The organism is Mesorhizobium sp. CA6 (assembly GCF_020165035.1).
In the GTDB taxonomy this organism is placed as follows: Bacteria; Pseudomonadota; Alphaproteobacteria; order Rhizobiales; family Rhizobiaceae; genus Mesorhizobium.
This window is the reverse complement of the sequence record NZ_JAIUHI010000030.1, coordinates 1-17,695: the sequence shown is the minus strand read 5'-3', so window position 1 is coordinate 17,695 and position 17,695 is coordinate 1. Positions and strand designations below refer to the sequence as shown.

At 64.7% G+C, this 17,695-nt stretch carries 16 protein-coding genes; 13 read left to right on the top strand and 3 right to left on the bottom strand.

The genetic code is table 11. The annotated features are described in order from the left end of the window. The first annotated feature begins 26 nt into the window (after window positions 1–26). The 7 genes from sucD (at window position 27) to lpdA (ending at window position 8,803) form a co-directional block, all read left to right on the top strand. On the top strand, window positions 27–929 hold the full coding sequence (sucD, locus tag LB526_RS28575) for a succinate--CoA ligase subunit alpha (RefSeq protein ID WP_224630547.1): 903 nt from the start codon (window positions 27–29) through the stop codon (window positions 927–929). Window positions 930–1,065: 136 nt separating this feature from the next. Continuing rightward, complete coding sequence (locus tag LB526_RS28570) at window positions 1,066–4,053, top strand: 2-oxoglutarate dehydrogenase E1 component (protein ID WP_224630546.1); 2,988 nt, start codon at window positions 1,066–1,068, stop codon at window positions 4,051–4,053. A 59-nt stretch (window positions 4,054–4,112) separates the two neighbouring features. Continuing rightward, window positions 4,113–5,393 (top strand): 2-oxoglutarate dehydrogenase complex dihydrolipoyllysine-residue succinyltransferase, encoded by a 1,281-nt coding sequence (gene odhB / locus LB526_RS28565; protein WP_224630545.1) that lies wholly within the window; start codon window positions 4,113–4,115, stop codon window positions 5,391–5,393. Between the two features lie 16 nt (window positions 5,394–5,409). After that, window positions 5,410–6,114 (top strand): DUF4241 domain-containing protein, encoded by a 705-nt coding sequence (locus LB526_RS28560; RefSeq protein ID WP_224630544.1) that lies wholly within the window; start codon window positions 5,410–5,412, stop codon window positions 6,112–6,114. A gap of 29 nt (window positions 6,115–6,143) precedes the next feature. Continuing rightward, entirely contained in the window at window positions 6,144–6,620 is a 477-nt protein-coding gene (locus LB526_RS28555) for a hypothetical protein (RefSeq protein ID WP_411968289.1), read from the top strand. Then, complete coding sequence (locus LB526_RS28550; protein ID WP_224630542.1) at window positions 6,617–7,372, top strand: SDR family oxidoreductase; 756 nt, start codon at window positions 6,617–6,619, stop codon at window positions 7,370–7,372. Before LB526_RS28555 ends, LB526_RS28550 begins: the two co-directional genes overlap by 4 nt. Before the next feature lie 24 nt (window positions 7,373–7,396). After that, a complete protein-coding gene (gene lpdA / locus LB526_RS28545) occupies window positions 7,397–8,803 on the top strand; it encodes a dihydrolipoyl dehydrogenase (protein WP_224630541.1) in 1,407 nt (468 codons plus the stop codon). A gap of 538 nt (window positions 8,804–9,341) precedes the next feature. Here the strand turns inward: lpdA and LB526_RS28540 are convergent. Continuing rightward, the gene (locus LB526_RS28540) at window positions 9,342–10,406 is read right to left on the bottom strand and encodes a TraB/GumN family protein (RefSeq protein WP_224630540.1); all 1,065 of its coding nucleotides are present in this window, start codon (window positions 10,404–10,406) and stop codon (window positions 9,342–9,344) included. A 369-nt stretch (window positions 10,407–10,775) separates the two neighbouring features. Next, window positions 10,776–11,714, bottom strand: a complete 939-nt coding sequence (locus tag LB526_RS28535) for a tyrosine recombinase XerC (RefSeq protein WP_224630539.1) — start codon at window positions 11,712–11,714, stop codon at window positions 10,776–10,778. 112 nt (window positions 11,715–11,826) lie between these two features. On the opposite strand from LB526_RS28535, the gene rimM reads away from it, so the two are divergent. Then, window positions 11,827–12,426: a ribosome maturation factor RimM gene (gene rimM / locus LB526_RS28530; RefSeq protein ID WP_224630538.1), complete on the top strand. Its 600-nt coding sequence runs from the start codon at window positions 11,827–11,829 to the stop codon at window positions 12,424–12,426. Then, on the top strand, window positions 12,423–13,124 hold the full coding sequence (trmD, locus tag LB526_RS28525) for a tRNA (guanosine(37)-N1)-methyltransferase TrmD (RefSeq protein ID WP_224630537.1): 702 nt from the start codon (window positions 12,423–12,425) through the stop codon (window positions 13,122–13,124). Before rimM ends, trmD begins: the two co-directional genes overlap by 4 nt. Here the strand turns inward: trmD and LB526_RS28520 are convergent. Further along, the gene (locus LB526_RS28520; RefSeq protein WP_224630536.1) at window positions 13,106–13,858 is read right to left on the bottom strand and encodes a sulfite exporter TauE/SafE family protein; all 753 of its coding nucleotides are present in this window, start codon (window positions 13,856–13,858) and stop codon (window positions 13,106–13,108) included. The genes trmD and LB526_RS28520 overlap by 19 nt on opposite strands. Window positions 13,859–14,199: 341 nt before the next feature. On the opposite strand from LB526_RS28520, the gene rplS reads away from it, so the two are divergent. From rplS to LB526_RS28500, 4 genes are all read left to right on the top strand, one after another. Further along, window positions 14,200–14,721 carry a 50S ribosomal protein L19 gene (gene rplS, locus LB526_RS28515; protein WP_095769549.1) on the top strand — a complete coding sequence of 174 codons (522 nt, stop codon included), beginning with the start codon at window positions 14,200–14,202 and terminating at the stop codon, window positions 14,719–14,721. A gap of 249 nt (window positions 14,722–14,970) precedes the next feature. Further along, on the top strand, window positions 14,971–15,768 hold the full coding sequence (locus LB526_RS28510; RefSeq protein ID WP_224630535.1) for a transporter substrate-binding domain-containing protein: 798 nt from the start codon (window positions 14,971–14,973) through the stop codon (window positions 15,766–15,768). A 257-nt stretch (window positions 15,769–16,025) separates the two neighbouring features. Further along, entirely contained in the window at window positions 16,026–16,832 is an 807-nt protein-coding gene (locus tag LB526_RS28505; RefSeq protein WP_224549889.1) for an amino acid ABC transporter permease, read from the top strand. A gap of 120 nt (window positions 16,833–16,952) precedes the next feature. Continuing rightward, window positions 16,953–17,603, top strand: a complete 651-nt coding sequence (locus tag LB526_RS28500; protein WP_224532138.1) for a class I SAM-dependent DNA methyltransferase — start codon at window positions 16,953–16,955, stop codon at window positions 17,601–17,603. Window positions 17,604–17,695 lie beyond the last annotated feature (92 nt).

The window sequence follows — 17,695 nt, the reverse complement described above, 5'->3', positions numbered from 1 at the left end:
CGCTGAATTCAGAGGCGTTCCCACCCATGTCCATTCTCGTCGACAAGAACATCAAGGTGCTGGTTCAGGGTCTGACCGGCAAGACCGGCACGTTCCACACCGAGCAGGCGCTGGCCTATCACGGCACCAAGATGGTGGGCGGCATCCACCCGAAGAAGGGCGGCGAAACCTGGACCGGTTCGAAAGGCGAAAGCCTGCCGATCTTTGCCACCGTCGCCGAGGGCAAGGCAAGGACCGGCGCCAACGCCTCCGTCATCTACGTGCCGCCTGCGGGAGCCGGTGAAGCCATCATCGAGGCGATCGAGGCCGAGATCCCGCTCATCGTCTGCATCACCGAAGGCATCCCTGTGATGGACATGGTCAAGGTCAAGGCGCGGCTCGACCGCTCCACCTCGCGGCTGATCGGCCCGAACTGCCCGGGCGTGCTGACGCCCGACGAATGCAAGATCGGCATCATGCCCGGCAACATCTTCCGCAAGGGCTCGGTCGGCGTTGTTTCGCGCTCGGGAACGCTTACCTATGAGGCAGTCTTCCAGACCACCAATGTCGGCCTCGGCCAGACCACAGCGGTGGGCATCGGCGGCGACCCGGTCAAGGGCACCGAATTCATCGACGTGCTGGAGATGTTCCTCGCCGACGACGAGACCAAGTCGATCATCATGATCGGCGAGATCGGCGGCTCGGCCGAGGAAGACGCCGCGCAGTTCCTCAAGGACGAAGCCAAGCGCGGCCGCAAGAAACCGATGGCGGGCTTCATCGCCGGGCGCACGGCGCCGGCCGGCCGCACCATGGGCCATGCGGGCGCGGTGATCTCCGGCGGCAAGGGCGGCGCGGAAGACAAGATCGCGGCGATGGAATCGGCCGGCATCAAGGTGTCACCGTCGCCGGCGCGGCTCGGCACGACGCTGGTCGAGGCGATCAAGGGTTAAGTGAGTAGCGAATAGTGAGTAGCGAATAGCGAATAGGAAAAACAGAGTAGCAGCGCGATCCGGGCAGTCCCTACTCGCTATTCGCTACTCACTATTCGCTCCAAAAAGGAGACGGAGCCAGGCTCCGCAGACGAAAATGGCAAGACAAGATCAGGCCAACGACCAATTCTCGCTCACCTCATTCCTCTATGGCGGCAATGCCGACTATATCGACGCGCTCTACGCGGCCTATGAGGACAATCCCGCCTCCGTCGATCCGGAGTGGCAGGATTTCTTCGCGGCGCTGAAGGACGACGCGGGCGATGTCCGCAAGAACGCCAAGGGTGCGTCCTGGGCGAAGCCTTCCTGGCCGCTGCAGGCCAATGGCGAGCTGGTCTCGGCGCTAGACGGCAATTGGGGTCTCGTCGAAAAGGCGATCGAAAAGAAGGTCAAGGAAAAAGCCGTCATCAACGGCGCGATGCTTTCCGACGCCGACGTGCACCAGGCGACGCGCGATTCCGTGCGCGCCATCATGATGATCCGCGCCTACCGCATGCGCGGCCACCTGCACGCCAATCTCGACCCGCTCGGCATCGCCAAGCCGCTCGAGGATTACAACGAGCTGTCGCCGGAGAATTATGGCTTCACCGAAGCCGATTACGATCGGCCGATCTTCCTCGACAATGTGCTGGGCCTCGAATTCGGCACCATCCGGCAGATGCTGGATATCCTGACCCGCACCTATTGCTCGACGCTCGGCGTCGAGTTCATGCACATCTCCGACCCGGAAGAGAAGGCCTGGATCCAAGCGCGCATCGAAGGCGCCGACAAGGAGATCACCTTCACCGCCACCGGCAAGAAGGCGATCCTGTCGAAGCTGGTCGAGGCCGAGGGCTTCGAGCAATATATCGACGTCAAGTACAAGGGCACCAAGCGTTTCGGCCTCGATGGCAGCGAGTCGCTGATCCCGGCGCTGGAACAGATCGTAAAGCGCGGCGGCCAGCTCGGCCTGAAGGAAATCGTGCTCGGCATGGCGCATCGCGGCCGCCTCAACGTGCTCTCCCAGGTAATGGCCAAGCCGCACCGCGCCATCTTCCACGAATTCAAGGGCGGCTCGGCGGCTCCCGACGAAGTCGAAGGCTCGGGCGACGTCAAGTATCACCTCGGCGCCTCGTCGGACCGCGAGTTCGACGGCAACAAGGTGCACCTGTCGCTGACGGCCAATCCCTCGCATCTGGAAATCGTCGACCCTGTCGTGATGGGCAAGGCGCGCGCCAAGCAGGATCAGTTGTCCGGCCGTGAGCGCGGCGAGATCGTGCCGCTGTCTGAGCGCGCCAAGGTCATGCCGCTGCTTTTGCACGGCGACGCCGCCTTTGCCGGCCAGGGCGTGATCGCGGAAATCCTCGGCCTGTCGGGCCTGCGCGGGCATCGCGTCGCCGGCACGCTGCATTTCATCATCAACAACCAGATCGGTTTCACCACCAATCCGCGCTTCTCGCGCTCCTCGCCCTATCCGTCGGATGTGGCCAAGATGATCGAGGCGCCGATCTTCCACGTCAATGGCGACGATCCGGAAGCGGTGGTGCATGCCGCGAAGGTTGCGACCGAATTCCGCATGAAGTTCCACAAGCCGGTGGTGGTGGACATGTTCTGCTACCGCCGCTTCGGCCACAATGAGGGCGACGAACCGTCCTTCACCCAGCCGATCATGTACCGCAACATCCGCAGCCATAAGACGGTGGTGCAGATCTATGCCGACCGGCTGATCGCCGAAGGCCACGTCACCCAGGCCGAAGTCGACAAGATGCGGGCCGACTGGCGCGCACATCTGGAAGCCGAATGGGAAGTCGGCCAGCACTACAAGCCCAACAAGGCCGACTGGCTGGACGGCGCGTGGTCGGGACTTCGCACCGCCGACAACCAGGACGAACAGCGGCGCGGCAAGACCGCCGTGCCGGTGCGCACGCTGAAGGAGATCGGCAAGAAGCTGACCGAGGTGCCGAAGGATTTCGAGGCGCACAAGACCATCCTGCGCTTCCTCGAAAACCGCCGCCAGGCGATCGAGTCGGGCGAAGGCATCGACTGGTCGACGGCCGAGGCGCTGGCCTTCGGCGCCATCCTGCTCGACGGCAATCCGATCCGGCTTTCCGGCCAGGATTCGGAACGCGGCACCTTCTCGCAGCGCCATTCGGTGCTTTACGACCAGCGCGACGAGACCCGCTATATCCCGCTGAACAATCTCTCGGCGGCGCAGGCCGGATACGAGGTCATCAACTCGATGCTCTCGGAAGAGGCGGTGCTCGGCTTCGAATACGGCTACAGCCTGGCCGAGCCCAAGGCACTGACGCTCTGGGAAGCGCAGTTCGGCGACTTCGCCAATGGCGCCCAGGTGGTGTTCGACCAGTTCATCTCATCGGGCGAGCGCAAGTGGCTCCGCATGTCGGGTCTCGTCTGCCTGCTGCCGCATGGCTATGAGGGCCAGGGGCCGGAGCACTCGTCGGCGCGGCTGGAGCGCTTCCTGCAGCTCTGCGCGGAAGACAACATGCAGGTCGCCAACGTCACCACGCCGGCCAATTATTTCCATATCCTGCGCCGACAGCTGAAGCGCGACTTCCGCAAGCCGCTGATCCTGATGACGCCGAAGTCGCTGCTGCGCCACAAGCGCGCGGTGTCGACGCTGTCGGAGATGTCGGGCGAAAGCTCGTTCCACCGACTGCTTTGGGACGATGCGCAGCTCTTGGCCGACCAGCCGATCAAGCTGGTGAAGGACTCCAAGATACGCCGCGTCGTGCTGTGCTCGGGCAAGGTCTATTACGACCTCTATGAGGAGCGGGAGAAGCGCGGCATCAACGACATCTACCTGCTGCGCGTCGAACAGCTCTATCCGTTCCCGGCCAAGGCGCTGATCACCGAGCTGTCACGCTTCCGCAACGCCGAGATGGTGTGGTGCCAGGAAGAGCCCAAGAACATGGGCGCCTGGTCGTTCATCGATCCCTATCTCGAATGGGTGCTGGCGCATATCGACGCCAAGCATCAGCGGGTGCGCTACACTGGACGGCCGGCCTCGGCCTCGCCGGCGACAGGGTTGATGTCGAAGCATCTCAGCCAGCTTGCGGCGCTGCTCGACGACGCGCTCGGCGAATAGGGCCGGGCGCGTAAGCAGACCGGACGAAACAGACCTCAAGAAGACAACGGACAGGCACAATGGCTACCGAAATCCGCGTCCCCACTCTCGGCGAATCCGTCACCGAGGCGACTGTCGGCAAGTGGTTCAAGAAGGTCGGCGACGCGATCGCCGCCGACGAGCCCCTGGTCGAGCTCGAAACCGACAAGGTGACGGTGGAAGTGCCCGCCGCGGGCGCCGGAACGCTGGCCGAGATCGCGGTCAAGGAGGGCGAGACGGTCAATGTCGGCGCGCTGCTCGGCTCGATTTCGGCCGGCGGCGCGGCTGCAGCGCCCGCCACCAAGCCGCAGGCGGTGGCGCAGGCTTCCAGCCCGGACGCCGCGTCCACCACCAAGCAGGCGGCGGCCGAAACCGCCAAGATGGCCGGCGACGCTGGTCCGGTCGAGCCGCGCACCATGCCGCCGGCGCCGGCCGCGGCCAAACTGATCGCGGAACACAATCTCTCGGTCGACCAGCTGTCCGGTTCCGGCAAGCGCGGCCAGGTGCTGAAGGGCGATGTGCTCGACGCCATCGCCAAGGGCGCCCCTTCCCAGCCGGCCGAGACGCCGAAGGCCGCTCCGGCGCCCGCCGCGGCCCGCGCGCCGTCCACCGCCGATGATGCGCCGCGCGAGGAGCGCGTGCGCATGACCAAGCTGCGCCAGACCATCGCGCGCCGCCTGAAGGAGGCGCAGTCGACCGCCGCCATGCTCACCACCTTCAACGAGGTGGATATGAGCGCGGTGATGGCGCTGAGGGCCAAATACAAGGACGTGTTCGAGAAGAAGCATGGCGTGAAGCTCGGCTTCATGGGCTTCTTCACCAAGGCTGTCACGCATGCGCTGAAGGAGATCCCGGCGGTCAATGCCGAGATCGACGGCACCGACATCATCTACAAGAACTTTGCCCATGTCGGCGTCGCCGTCGGCACCGACAAGGGCCTGGTGGTGCCGGTGGTGCGCGACGCCGACCAGATGTCCATCGCCGAGATCGAGAAGGAGATCGGCCGCCTGGGCCTTGCCGCGCGCGACGGCAAGCTTTCGGTGGCGGATATGCAAGGCGGGACGTTTACGATTTCCAACGGTGGTGTTTACGGGTCGCTGATGTCGACGCCGATCCTGAATGCGCCGCAGTCGGGCATTCTCGGCATGCACAAGATCCAGGAGCGGCCGATGGTCGTCGGCGGCCAGATCGTCATCCGGCCGATGATGTATCTGGCGCTCAGCTACGATCACCGCATTGTCGACGGCAAGGAAGCGGTGACCTTCCTGGTGCGGGTCAAGGAAAGCCTGGAGGATCCCGAGCGGCTGGTGCTCGATCTGTGATCGGAGCTGATCCGCAATGAGCGGCTGGTCAGATGCCTTACGCCGATTCCTTCGGCGTGGACGCGTCTGGCTTTTCTCCGACTTGCCCGTGGTCGCTTCGCCCGCCGATTGGGAGGCCTCCGAGATCAGCAGCAATCTCGGCGTCTTCGCTCTCAGCTCTGCCGAGATGGCGGAACGGAAGATCACCGTCACCACGATCGGTGAGCTTGAATTGCCCACCGGCGAAATCGTTGCCTGCGATCCGCTCATCACCGGACTGGGACGGCCGCCATTTAGCCGCAAGGTAAAGCCGGGGCGCTACCCGGTCATATTGCTTCAGGTTCGGACCAAGATTGCCGTGGCGGCATTGCGTTTCGGCTCTGGCTTGCCGGTGCGTTGGGAATTGGCCACCTTTGCTCGAGACCGTCCATCGGGCTATGAGTTTGAATTTATCGTTGATGACGCGGTTGCGTCGTTTATGGACAAGTCGTTCCTGACGATAATGTCTGACCAAGAGGAACTTGACGACTATCTCGCCGACGTCGCGTGCACTATCGACAGGTTTTGTATCGACAGTCCGATTGAAGGCAACCCGATCAATGTAGCCATGTTCGACACTGGCTATGGCGACGGCGCGTATCGGTCTTTCTGGGGGTTGGACGCATCCGGCGAACCACTGCTCCTGATGACCGACTTCGAAGTGCTCGAAAACGCCGATGGCCGTAACGAGGCCGATCGATGAGGATACTTGCCTCACCCATAATCCGGTGGATGGCTAGATCGGCGGTTTTGTTGTCGGCTTCCGGCGCCCAGGCCGCCTGCCCTATCCAGCTTGCCGTCTATGGCGAGGCCCGGAGTGGCGCCGAGATCGACTTCACGCCGGCCGGCAGCTCGGCGACGATCACCAACGCCTTCCGCATGATCCTCGACAACAATGTCGTGCTCGACGGCATCGCGATGTGGACTGAAGGCAGCGCCGCGCGGCCGCACGGGTCGCTGATGTACAAATGCCCGACCGGCGACGTCACCGGCGAGGAGCTTGCCGCCTGCACGGTCTGGGAAGGCGTCGTCTACAGCGCCGACGACAAGGGCACGATCGGCCTGCTGCCGGCCGAAGGCGCCGACGCACCGAAAAGCCTGATCTTTCCCGATCTCGGAGCGTCGCTGGAGATGTCGGCCGCCTATGGTCCGGCCGGATTCTCCAAGGTGCCATGGGACATTTTCGTGCTGAAAGGCTGCCAGGAATGAGCGCGGACAGGAAGACGCTGCTGGTCACTGGCGGCAGCCGCGGCATTGGCGCCGCCATCTGCCGGCAGGCGAGCCAGGCCGGCTACCGGGTGGCGGTCAACTATGTCTCCAACCAGGCGGCGGCGGACATGCTGGTCGCCGAGCTCAAAGCCGGCGGCGGCGATGCTTTCGCGGTCAGAGGCGATGTCGGGAACGAGGCCGATGTCCTGGCGATGTTTGAAGCCGTCGACCGGGCCTTCGGCCGGCTCGACGCCTTCGTCAACAATGCCGGCATCGTCGACGCCAAGGCGCGGGTCGACGAGATGAGCGCGGCGCGGCTGGAGCGCATGATGCGCATCAATGTCGTCGGCTCCTTTCTCTGCGCCCGCGAAGCGGTCAAGCGCATGTCGGCGCGACACGGCGGCCAGGGCGGCGCCATCGTCAACTTGTCCTCGGCGGCGGCTAGGCTGGGCTCGCCCGGCGAATATGTCGATTATGCCGCCTCCAAGGGCGCGATCGACACCATGACCATCGGTCTGGCGCGTGAGGTGGTGCTCGAAGGTATTCGTGTCAACGCGGTCAGCCCCGGCATCACCGAGACCGAAATCCATGCCTCGGGCGGCCAGCCCGATCGCGTGGCGCGGATGCAGGATTTGCTGCCGATGAAACGCGCAGGAACGGCCGACGAAGTCGCCAGCGCGGTTCTCTATCTTTTGTCGGATGCTGCCTCCTATATAACGGGCGCGATCCTGAATGTGAGCGGCGGCCGCTGAGGGCCAGACCAGAAGGACACCATCATGGCTTATGACGTCGTTATCATCGGATCGGGCCCGGGCGGCTATGTCTGCGCCATCAAGGCGGCGCAGCTCGGGCTGAAGACGGCGGTGGTCGAGAAGAACGCCACCTTCGGCGGCACCTGCCTCAACATCGGCTGCATCCCGTCGAAGGCGCTGCTCTACGCCTCCGAGATGTTCGCGGAAGCCGGCCATACCTTCGATACGCTGGGCATCGAGCTACCCGCGCCGAAGCTCAATCTGAAGAAGATGATGGCGCATAAGGACGCGACGGTTGCGTCCAACGTCAACGGCGTTGCCTTCCTGTTCAAGAAGAACAAGATCGATTCCTTCCGCGGCACCGGCAAAGTGGTCGGAGCCGGCAAGGTTTCGGTGACCGGCGAGGACGGCAAGGTCGAGGAAATCGAGACCAAGAACATCGTCATCGCCACCGGTTCCGATGTCGCCGGCATTCCCGGCGTCAAGGTCGATTTCGACGAGAAGGTGATCGTCTCCTCCACCGGCGCGCTGTCGCTGGCCAAGGTGCCGGCCAGCTTGGTGGTGGTCGGTGGCGGCGTCATCGGGCTGGAGCTCGGCTCGGTGTGGGCCAGGCTCGGCGCCAAGGTCACGGTCGTCGAGTTCCTGGACACTATCCTGGGCGGCATGGACGGCGAGGTGTCGAAGCAGTTCCAGCGGCTGCTCTCCAAGCAGGGTTTCGAGTTCAAGCTCGGCGCCAAGGTCACCGGCGTCTCCAAGGTCAAGAAGGGCGCCAGCGTCACCTTCGAGCCGGTCAAGGGCGGCGCGGCCGAAACCATCGAGGCGGACGTCGTGCTGGTCGCCACCGGGCGGCGGCCCTATGCCGACAGCCTGGGGCTGAAGGAAGCGGGCGTCGAGATGGACGAGCGCGGCCGCGTCAAGACCGACGGACATCTCAGGACCAATGTTCCCGGCATCTATGCCATCGGCGACGTCATCGCGGGGCCGATGCTGGCGCACAAGGCCGAGGACGAAGGCGTCGCGGTGGCCGAGACGATCGCCGGCCAGGCCGGCCATGTGAACTACGACGTCATCCCGAGCGTCGTCTACACCAGCCCGGAAATCGCTTCGGTCGGCAAGACCGAGGAAGAGCTGAAGAAGGCCGGCATCGACTACAAGGCCGGGAAATTCCCGTTCAGCGCCAATGGCCGCGCGCGCGCCATGCTGCACACCGACGGCTTCGTGAAGATCCTGGCCGACAAGGCGAGCGACCGCGTGCTCGGCGTCCATATCGTCGGCTTCGGCGCCGGCGAGATGATCCACGAGGCGGCGGTGCTGATGGAATTCGGCGGTTCGTCCGAAGACCTGGCGCGGACCTGCCACGCGCATCCGACGATGTCGGAAGCGGTGAAGGAAGCGGCGCTGGCGACGTTCTTCAAGCCGATTCATATCTGACCGCGCGATAGGCGGCGAACGCAGCTCGCAAACGAAACGGCCCGCCTTTCGGCGGGCCGTTTGTTGTTAGGTGCAGCCCGATCACTGAGCCGGAGCTGGCGCCGGAGCCGGAGTCGGGGCCGGCGAGGGTGCAGGAGCTGGGGCTGGCGCCGGAGTGGGCGTAGGCGCAGGAGCCGGAGTTGCCGGCGCTGGTTCAGGCGTTGCAGGCGCCGGAGCGGGCGTGCTGGCCGCCGGCGGCTCAGACGGGGCGGGGGCGTGCTCGCCGCCGCTTCTGCCGAAGACATAATACGCAACAATGGCCAGGATAATGACAACAAGGGCGATCAGCCACCCGCTGCCGCCACCACCGCCACGCGATGTGGGAGGCGTGCTCGAAGGGGTGTAGGGATCGTTAGGGTTCGCCATGAAACGTGTCCTCCTTGGATGAAAGTCATCAAAATAACAGCCATCAACGCGCTGAGCCCGCATCGGGTTTCACGCGAACGGACGGAAAGCGCTGAAAAACCGGCGTTTTCAGGTCCGCCAGCCGCCAGACGACTCAGTTGACGGCGGTAACACTATACCCTGCCTTGCGAAAATCCTCGACCAGTCCTTCCGGACCGGGCAGATGCATGGCGCCGACGGCCATGAAGACATTGCCCTTGGCCAAAATCGGCCCGGCATGCGCCGCCATCACCTTGTTGCGGCTGGTGATCATGGTCTGCTCGAAGACGGCATAGCCGGCCTTGTCGTCCGCCGTCTCCGGCAGCACTGCGCGGAACAGCGGCCAGAACATGCCGACCTCGCCACGCTGGTAGAGCACGATCATCGTCTCGTTGACGTCGTTCACCTTGTCGCCGAGCTTCATCGTCTCGACTAGGCTCTTCATGTGGAATTCGATCGGCAGCGAAGCCATGGCGCGCAATTGATCGACGGCGGTTTCGAGCCCTTCGACGTCCTTTCCCGAAGCCTTGGCGTCCGAGGCAAGCTTGACGTCCAGCACGGGTTCGCCGGCGCTCTGGCGCGCCACCTCGCAGGCCGGCAACGCCATCATCGCCGACAGGATCCACGGCTTCATCTTGGCGACCGTCGCCGGCGGGATGCCGCGCGCGTCCAGCCCCTTGTCTAGCGCCGCCGCATCGTCCGGCGACAAGAGCGACGACAAGGTGGTGCTGTCGGTGAACATCATCAGGCCGGGTTCGCTGGCCATGGCGGCCATCATCTTGGCCTTGTCCATCGCGTCGGTGGTCTCGATGACGATGGTGTCGGCGCCGTCATAGGCTTTTTGCGCGGCGGCCGGCAGCGTGGTGACGCGCGTGTCGGTCATGTGCATGGTGCCGAACAGGTAAGACGGCTTTTCGCCCGGCTTCTCCAGTTTCCACAGCAGCCCTTTGCCGTTGGGTACGGCCGCCGCCTCGGTCTCGACCTTCCTGAAGGCGGCGGGATCGTTCTTTTCCAGCGCTGTCAACAGATCGGTGCCGACGCAATTGGCCATTTCGGCATGCGCCCGGCCAGCGAGCAGCATAACGACGAGGAAAGACAGGAAAAACAGCAGGTTGAGCGCCGCAAGCAGCTTCAACGAGACAAGGGCCGCGCGGTCGGCGATGGCGATGACGCGTTTCATGAAGAAGCATCTTAGCGCCGAAAAGCGGCAAAACGGTTAATCGGATCGGGGAAATTGTCTTCGGTCGGTTCTGGTTTGCGGCGTAGACGTTCTGCGGGTTGGCGACGCGTATGGACATGGCGCGCCTTGGTGGTTAGCGGAAACGCCCATCACGTCGTCATCCACGGGCGGAGCAAGGAGCGAAGCGACGCGCGCAGACCCGAGGATCCATGCCGTGCCTTCAAAGCGCCGCTGCGGCCCAGAATTCTGCACCGTTGCACCCCACGGCCGAGTGCACGGCATGGATTCCAGGGTCTGCGCGCGTCGCTCCGCTCCTTGCTTCGCCCTAGAATGACGAGTTCGGAGGGCTCCGAATGGCCTCAGAAGCGATCACGCCCTTGGATGCGCTTTCTCGTAGATGTCGAGCAGCCTTGCGGTGTCGACGCCGGTATAGATCTGCGTGGTCGACAGGCTGGCGTGGCCGAGCAGCTCCTGGATGGTGCGCAGGTCGCCGCCACGGCCGAGCAGATGGGTGGCGAAGGAGTGGCGCAGGGCATGCGGCGTCGCGGTGTCGGGCAGGTTCAGCGCCGAGCGCAGCTTCGCCATCTCGCGCTGGACGATGGCGGGGTTGAGCGGGCCGCCGCGGGCGCCGCGGAACAAAAGGCCGTCAGGACCGATATGGAAAGGGCAGAGCCTGCGGTATTCCGCCACCGCCCTGCGGGCCACCGGCAGCACCGGCACCAGCCGCGTCTTGCCGCCCTTGCCGGTGACGCGCAGCACACTGTCGGCTTCCGTTGCGAGGTCGGCGCCGGTCAGGCCCAGCGCCTCGGAGATGCGCAGGCCGGAGCCGTAGAGCAGCGTCAGCACGGCGGCGTTGCGTGCGGCGATCCACGGCTCTTCCGCCAGTTGGCCCTCCATCGCCACGACCTGCCTGGCGTCGCTTGCCGTCAGCGGCTTGGGCAGCGATTTCGGCTGGCGCGGCGCGCGCAGGGCTGCGGCGCCTGCCGCGTTGACCATCCCGCGTTTTTCGAGAAAGCGCAGCAGCGAGCGGATGCCGGCAAGGCCGCGCCCCAGCGTGCGGGCGCCAGCGCCTTCATTGCGCCGCGCAGCGAGGAAGCCGCGCAGATCGGCCGGCCGCAGGTCCGTGATGTCGGAGATACCCGGCGCGCCGCCGCAATGGCCGGTCAAGAAATGCAGGAACTGGCGGGTGTCGCGCTCATAGGCCTCGACCGTCTCCGGCGACAGGCGGCGCTCATGCGCCAGCCCTTTCAGCCAGGTCTCGCGCGCCGCCTGAAGGTCGGGTTTTGCCGGGATGAGGAATTCCTGCATAGGCTTTTTCCGTTTTTGGCAGTTTCGGACGTGCGGGTTAGGAAGCGGTGAAGAGGCCGTCATTGAAATGACGGCTTGAGGGGATTAAAGCAGGGCAAAGGAAGCGCCGCCGATGCCGAAGCTCGAAAACCCCGTACAGATGGCCGTGATCGGTGCCGCGCACGGCATCAAGGGCGAATTGCGGGTGAAAACCTTCACCGGAGACCCGCTGGCGCTGGCCGATTACGGCCCGCTTTATGCCAGGGACGGCCGCGTCTTCCAGATCACCGATATCAGGCCGGCCGGGACTGTGGTGGTCGTGCGTTTCAAAGGCGTCGGTGACCGCAACGCCGCCGAGGCGCTGGCCGGCACCGAGCTTTTCGTCGACCGCTCGGTGCTGCCCGACGACGGCGAGGAGGACGAGTTCTATCACGCCGATCTCATCGGCCTCGATGTCAGGGATGATACGGGCGTCATCGGCAGGGTCGTCGCCGTGCATAATTTCGGTGGCGGCGACATACTCGACGTCACGCTTGCCGGTCGCAAGGGCGTGCTGATTCCGTTCACGCAGGCCGCGGTGCCGCATGTCTCGATCGCCGACGGATTCGTTGAGGTCAACCCTCAGGCGGCGGGGCTGGTCGAAGACGAAGAAGGCGACGAAGCGCCTAGGGATGCCGGCTTCGACCCGAAGGGTCGGCCGCGCGGACCGAAGGATGCCGGGGGCAACCGGTGAGCTTTGCCGCCTCGGTGCTGACGCTCTATCCGGAGATGTTTCCGGGCGCGCTCGGCCTGTCGCTGGCCGGCCGCGCGCTGGAGGCCGGAACTTGGTCGCTCGAAGCGATCCAGATCCGCGATTTCGCCACCGACAAGCACCGCACCGTCGACGACACGCCGGCCGGCGGCGGCGCCGGCATGGTGATGCGCGCCGACGTGCTGGCCAAAGCCATCGACCACGCCTCGCCGCCGGGCGACGAGCGCCCAAGGCTGCTGATGAGCCCGCGCGGCAAACCGCTGACGCAGGCGCGTGTGCGCGAGCTCGCCGCCGGGCCGGGAGCGGTCATCCTGTGCGGCCGCTTCGAAGGCGTCGACCAGCGGCTGATCGAGGCGCGGGGGCTGGAGGAGGTCTCGGTCGGCGATTTCATCCTGTCGGGCGGCGAGCCGGCAGCACTTGTGCTGCTCGATGCCGTGGTGCGGCTGCTGCCGGGCGTCATGGGCAATGCCGTGTCGGGCGAGGAAGAAAGTTTCGAGAACGGCCTGCTCGAGCATCCGCACTACACGCGTCCGCAGGAGTTCGAAGGCAGACCGATTCCCGACGTGCTGATTTCCGGCAACCACAAGAAGATTGCCGAATGGCGTCGCGCGGAGGCCGAGAAGCTGACGCGGGAACGGCGGCCGGATCTGCTGAGGGCTGCTCAGCCCTTGGTGAAATAATAAAAGGCCAGGAACAGGCCGACGGCGACGACGAAGCCGCGCACGAGATTTTGCGGCACGCGCTTGGCCATCCAGACGCCGGCATAACCGCCGAGCGCGCCGCCCGGGATCATGACGATCGCCTGCGGCCAGGCGACGACGCCGCCCGAAACGAAGACCAGGATGGCGATGGCTGCGATCACCACGGCAAGCATGTTCTTCAGCGCGTTGAGCCGGTGGTAGTCGCCGGCCTGCGTCAGGCCGAGCGTCGCCAGCATCATCACGCCCATGCCGGCGCCGAAAAAGCCGCCATAGACGGAGGTCGCGAACTGGGCGAGCGATCCGGCGAATGAGCCGACCTTGGCTTCGGCCCCAGGCTTGGGCGCCGGTTTCAGCCACGGCCCGGCGGCGAACAGCGCGGTGGCGGCGATCAGCAGCCAGGGCACCAGCGCGCGGAAGGACGGGTTGGAGAGCGCAAGCAGGATCAGCGAGCCGGCCACCGCGCCGAGGGCGGAGATGACGCAGAGCAGCAGCGCCTGGCGCCAGAAATGCCTGATGTCGTCGAGATAGGCGAGCGTCGAGGTGATGTAGCCGGGAAATTGCGTCACCGAGGAGGTGGCATTGGCGACGATCGGCGGCAGGCCGACCAAGCTCATGGCCCCGAAGGTGACGAAGGTGCCGCCACCGGCGACGGCATTGACCGCGCCGGAGACAAAACCCGAGAGAAAGAGCAAGGCGGCATCGAAAAAAGTCATTTTCCCCGCTTAGGAAGCTTGCGAGCCGCGCGCAACCCGGCACGGCGGCGTAAACGTGGGGCCATGGACGCAGGAATATGCCGCAACGCCCTTGTTTCGGTGCACGTCGTCCCGGAACCGCGCACACGTCCGCGCGACATGCATTAGGGCGTGACAAAGCGGCAAAATGGCTGTATGTGCCCGCCCGAACCGGAAGAACGATCTTCTGGACCCGTCAACAAGTGCGGTGTAGCCGTCCCTGCCCGATGTTTCGACAAAGGGCATAGCCGAGCGGTCATTGGAACTGCAAGGCGAGCGCAGGACGCTCTGACTGTCGGAAGAACAAGAAGTGGATATTTGAGATGGATCTCATCCGTCAGCTCGAGGCCGAACAGGCCGCCAAGATCGAAGCCAAGCGCAAGCTGCCCGAATTCCAGCCGGGCGACACCGTGCGCGTCCAGGTGCGCGTCACCGAAGGCACCCGCACCCGCGTCCAGGCCTATGAGGGCGTCGTCATCGCCCGCGCCGGCTCGGGCTTCCAGGAGAATTTCACCGTACGCAAGATTTCCTACGGCGAAGGCGTGGAGCGCGTTTTCCCGGTCTACTCGCCGATGGTCGAGGGCGTCGAGATCGTGCGCCGCGGCAAGGTTCGCCGCGCCAAGCTCTATTACCTGCGCGACCGTCGCGGCAAGTCGGCCCGCATTTCGGAAAACACCGGCGTACGCGCCCGCAAGCTGAACGATGAAGAGCGCGATGCGCTGAACGCCGAACGCGCCCGCATCGAGGCCGAAAAGGTCGCCGCCGCCCAGGCGCTGGCCGCCGAGACGGCCGCCAAGGAAGCCGCCGAGAAAAAGGCTGCCGCCGAGGCCGCTTCGGCCGAATAAGGTTTTGCGAGACAGGTTTCGGAAAGGCGGCTTCGGCCGCCTTTTTCGTTGTGCAGCTGTCGCAAGCGTGCGGAATTTGATCGAAGCCTTCGCGTTTCGAAACCATCCTTGAAGAGCACTGGATTGCGCATTCACGCGCCGCGGCAGTGCGGAGCGGCTTGCAAGGCGCTTGCGGCAAGCTAAAGTCGGCGCCGGATTTTCTCTTGGCGCGTGAACATCGCGCCGCCAATCATCTTCGGGGAGTTTGTCATGACCAAGTCGAAACTGCTGCTGGCCGCCATGGTGGCCTGGCTTCTCGCGCCTGTCGCGGCGCTCGCCGACAATTTGCCGGACCTCGGCGGCAGGAAGGTCGTGGTGGTGACGGAAAACGCCTATCCGCCGCTGCAGTTCATCGACAAGAAGACCGGCAAGCAGATCGGCTGGGAATATGACGCGATGGACGAGATCGCCAAGCGGCTGAACTTCAAGGTCGAATACCAGAACACCTCCTGGGACGCGATGATCCAGGCGGTCTCCGACAACCAGTACAACATCGGCATGACCGGCATCACCATCAAGGACGACCGCAAGGAGAAGGTCGACTTTTCCGATCCCTATATGCGCTCGGAGCAGTTCATGCTGGTGCGCGGCGACGAAAGCCGCTTCACCGACGCCAAGAGCTTCGCCGCCTTCAAGGACGGGCTGATCGGCGCCCAGCCCGGTACCACGCCCTTCTACACCGCCGTCTACAGCGTGCTCGACGGCAATGAGCAGAACCCGCGGATAAAGCTGTTCGAGACCTTTGGGGCAACCGTGCAGGCGCTGAAATCGGGCGACGTCGACATGGCGCTCACCGACGGCACCGCCGGCAAGGGCTATGTCGATGCCTCCGAAGGCAAGCTGAAGCTGATCGGCGGACCGCTCGGCACCGAGGATTTTGGGTTCATCTTCCCGAAGGGCTCGGACCTGGTGAAGCCGGTCAATGCCGCCATCGCCGCGCTCAAGGCGGACGGCACGTTGGACAAGCTCAACAAGAAGTGGTTCCTCGATTACAAGATGGGGCAGTAGGCGCTGTTGTTGGGAATAGTGCGTGTACAAAAAATCACGCTGACATTGCGCCCAGGCACCCCCCTCTGTCCTGCCGGACATCTCCCCCGCAAGGGGGGAGATCGACTATCTCGCAGACCTTCGCTAATCGCCAGCGCTGAAGAAAAATCGCCGTGGCGGAAGCTGCCAATCTCCCCCCTTGCGGGGGAGATGCCCGGCAGGGCAGAGGGGGGTGTGCCGGAACGCGACCTTCGCAACTATCTTGCCGGCAACACCTGATGCCGACACCCACATCCAAACCCGAATTCCCCTGGTGGCTGGCGGCCGCCCTCGTTCTGGCACTGGCCGCCGCTGTCGCCATCGCCTCCAGCGACCTCTATGCGCAAGTCTTCGCCACCGTCACCAAGGGCATCGGCATCACCATCTTCGTCACTGCGGTCGCTTTCGCTTTAGCCTCCGCCTTCGGGCTTGGCATCGCGCTGATGGCGCTATCCGGATCGCAGTGGCTGCGCCAGACCGCGCGCTTCTATGTCGAGATCATCCGCGGCGTGCCGATCCTGGTGCTTTTGTTCTGGATCGCCTTTGCCGGCGCGCCGGCCTTCGTCGCCGCCTGGAATGCGCTGACCGCGCCGCTGCGGGGCGCCGGCCTGATCGGCGAGCTGCTGGTGCGCGACGTCTCGCTGCTCTGGCGCGCCATCATGGCTTTGACCATCGGCTACTCGGCCTTCATCTCGGAAGTGTTCCGCGCCGGCATCCAGTCGGTCGAGAAGGGCCAGATCGAGGCGGCCAAGGCGCTCGGGCTCAGCCGAGTCCAGCGCTTCCGGCTGATCGTCTTCCCGCAGGCGATCCGCACCATCCTGCCGCCGCTCGGCAACGACTTCGTCGCCATGGTCAAGGATTCCTCGCTGGTCTCGGTGCTCGGCGTCGCCGACATCACCCAGATGGGCAAGGTCTATGCCGCGGGCTCCTTCCGCTTCTTCGAGACCTATTCGATCGTCGCCTATATCTACCTGATCCTCACCGTCGGCCTGTCGCTGGCACTGCGGGCGCTGGAACAGCGGCTGCGCCGCCAGCATCAGGAATAGCCGGAAGCAAAGTCCGCGCTCCCTCATTGTTTTTGACGCAATTCCGGACGGAAAACCGGTTCCCACTTTTCCTGGAATTGCTCTAGCTTGGGTCATGTGCATCCGGCGGAGGAGACGCCCATGAATTTCGACAAAGCCAATGCGGCGCTGGATTCCGTCTATTCGGCCGATTCGCCGGAAGGGCTCGCAAAGGCCTATGCCGACTGGGCGGCGACTTACGACAGCGAGACCGCCTCGCTGGGCTACCTTCTGCCTTTCCTCATCGCCGCCTGGGTGGCGCGGCACGTGCCGGCGGGCGAAGGTCCGCTGCTCGACGCCGGCTGCGGCACGGGCCTGTCGGGGCCGTCGCTGAAGGCTTTGGGCTATGGCGACATCGCCGGGCTCGACCTCTCCGACGACATGCTGAAGATCGCCGGCAGCCGTCAGGCCAATGGCAGGCCGGCCTATAGCGAGCTGAAGAAGGCGATGCTCGGCGGCCCGCTGCCCTGGCCCGACCGGCATTTCCGCGCCTTCTTCTCGACCGGCGTCTTCACCATCGGCCACGCGCCGGCTTCGGGATTGCATGAACTGGTGCGCATCACCAAAAGCGGCGGCCACGCCATCTTCACCGTGCGCGACCAGGTTTTCGAGAGCGGAGGCTTCCAGGCAGTGTTCGACGAGTTGGCAGAGGCGGGGAAATGGCGGCTGGTCGAGGAGAGCCCGTGGTTCCGCTGCTATGCCATCGGCGATCCGGACGCGCTGGTGAAGACGTTTGTGTTCGAGGTGGTGTGAGTAAGCTTGGCGCGAGTTCCTCGCCCCCGCGAAAAGCGGGGGAGAGGTGGCCCGGCGAAGCCGGGACGGAGCGGGGGACGACCTCCGCGACG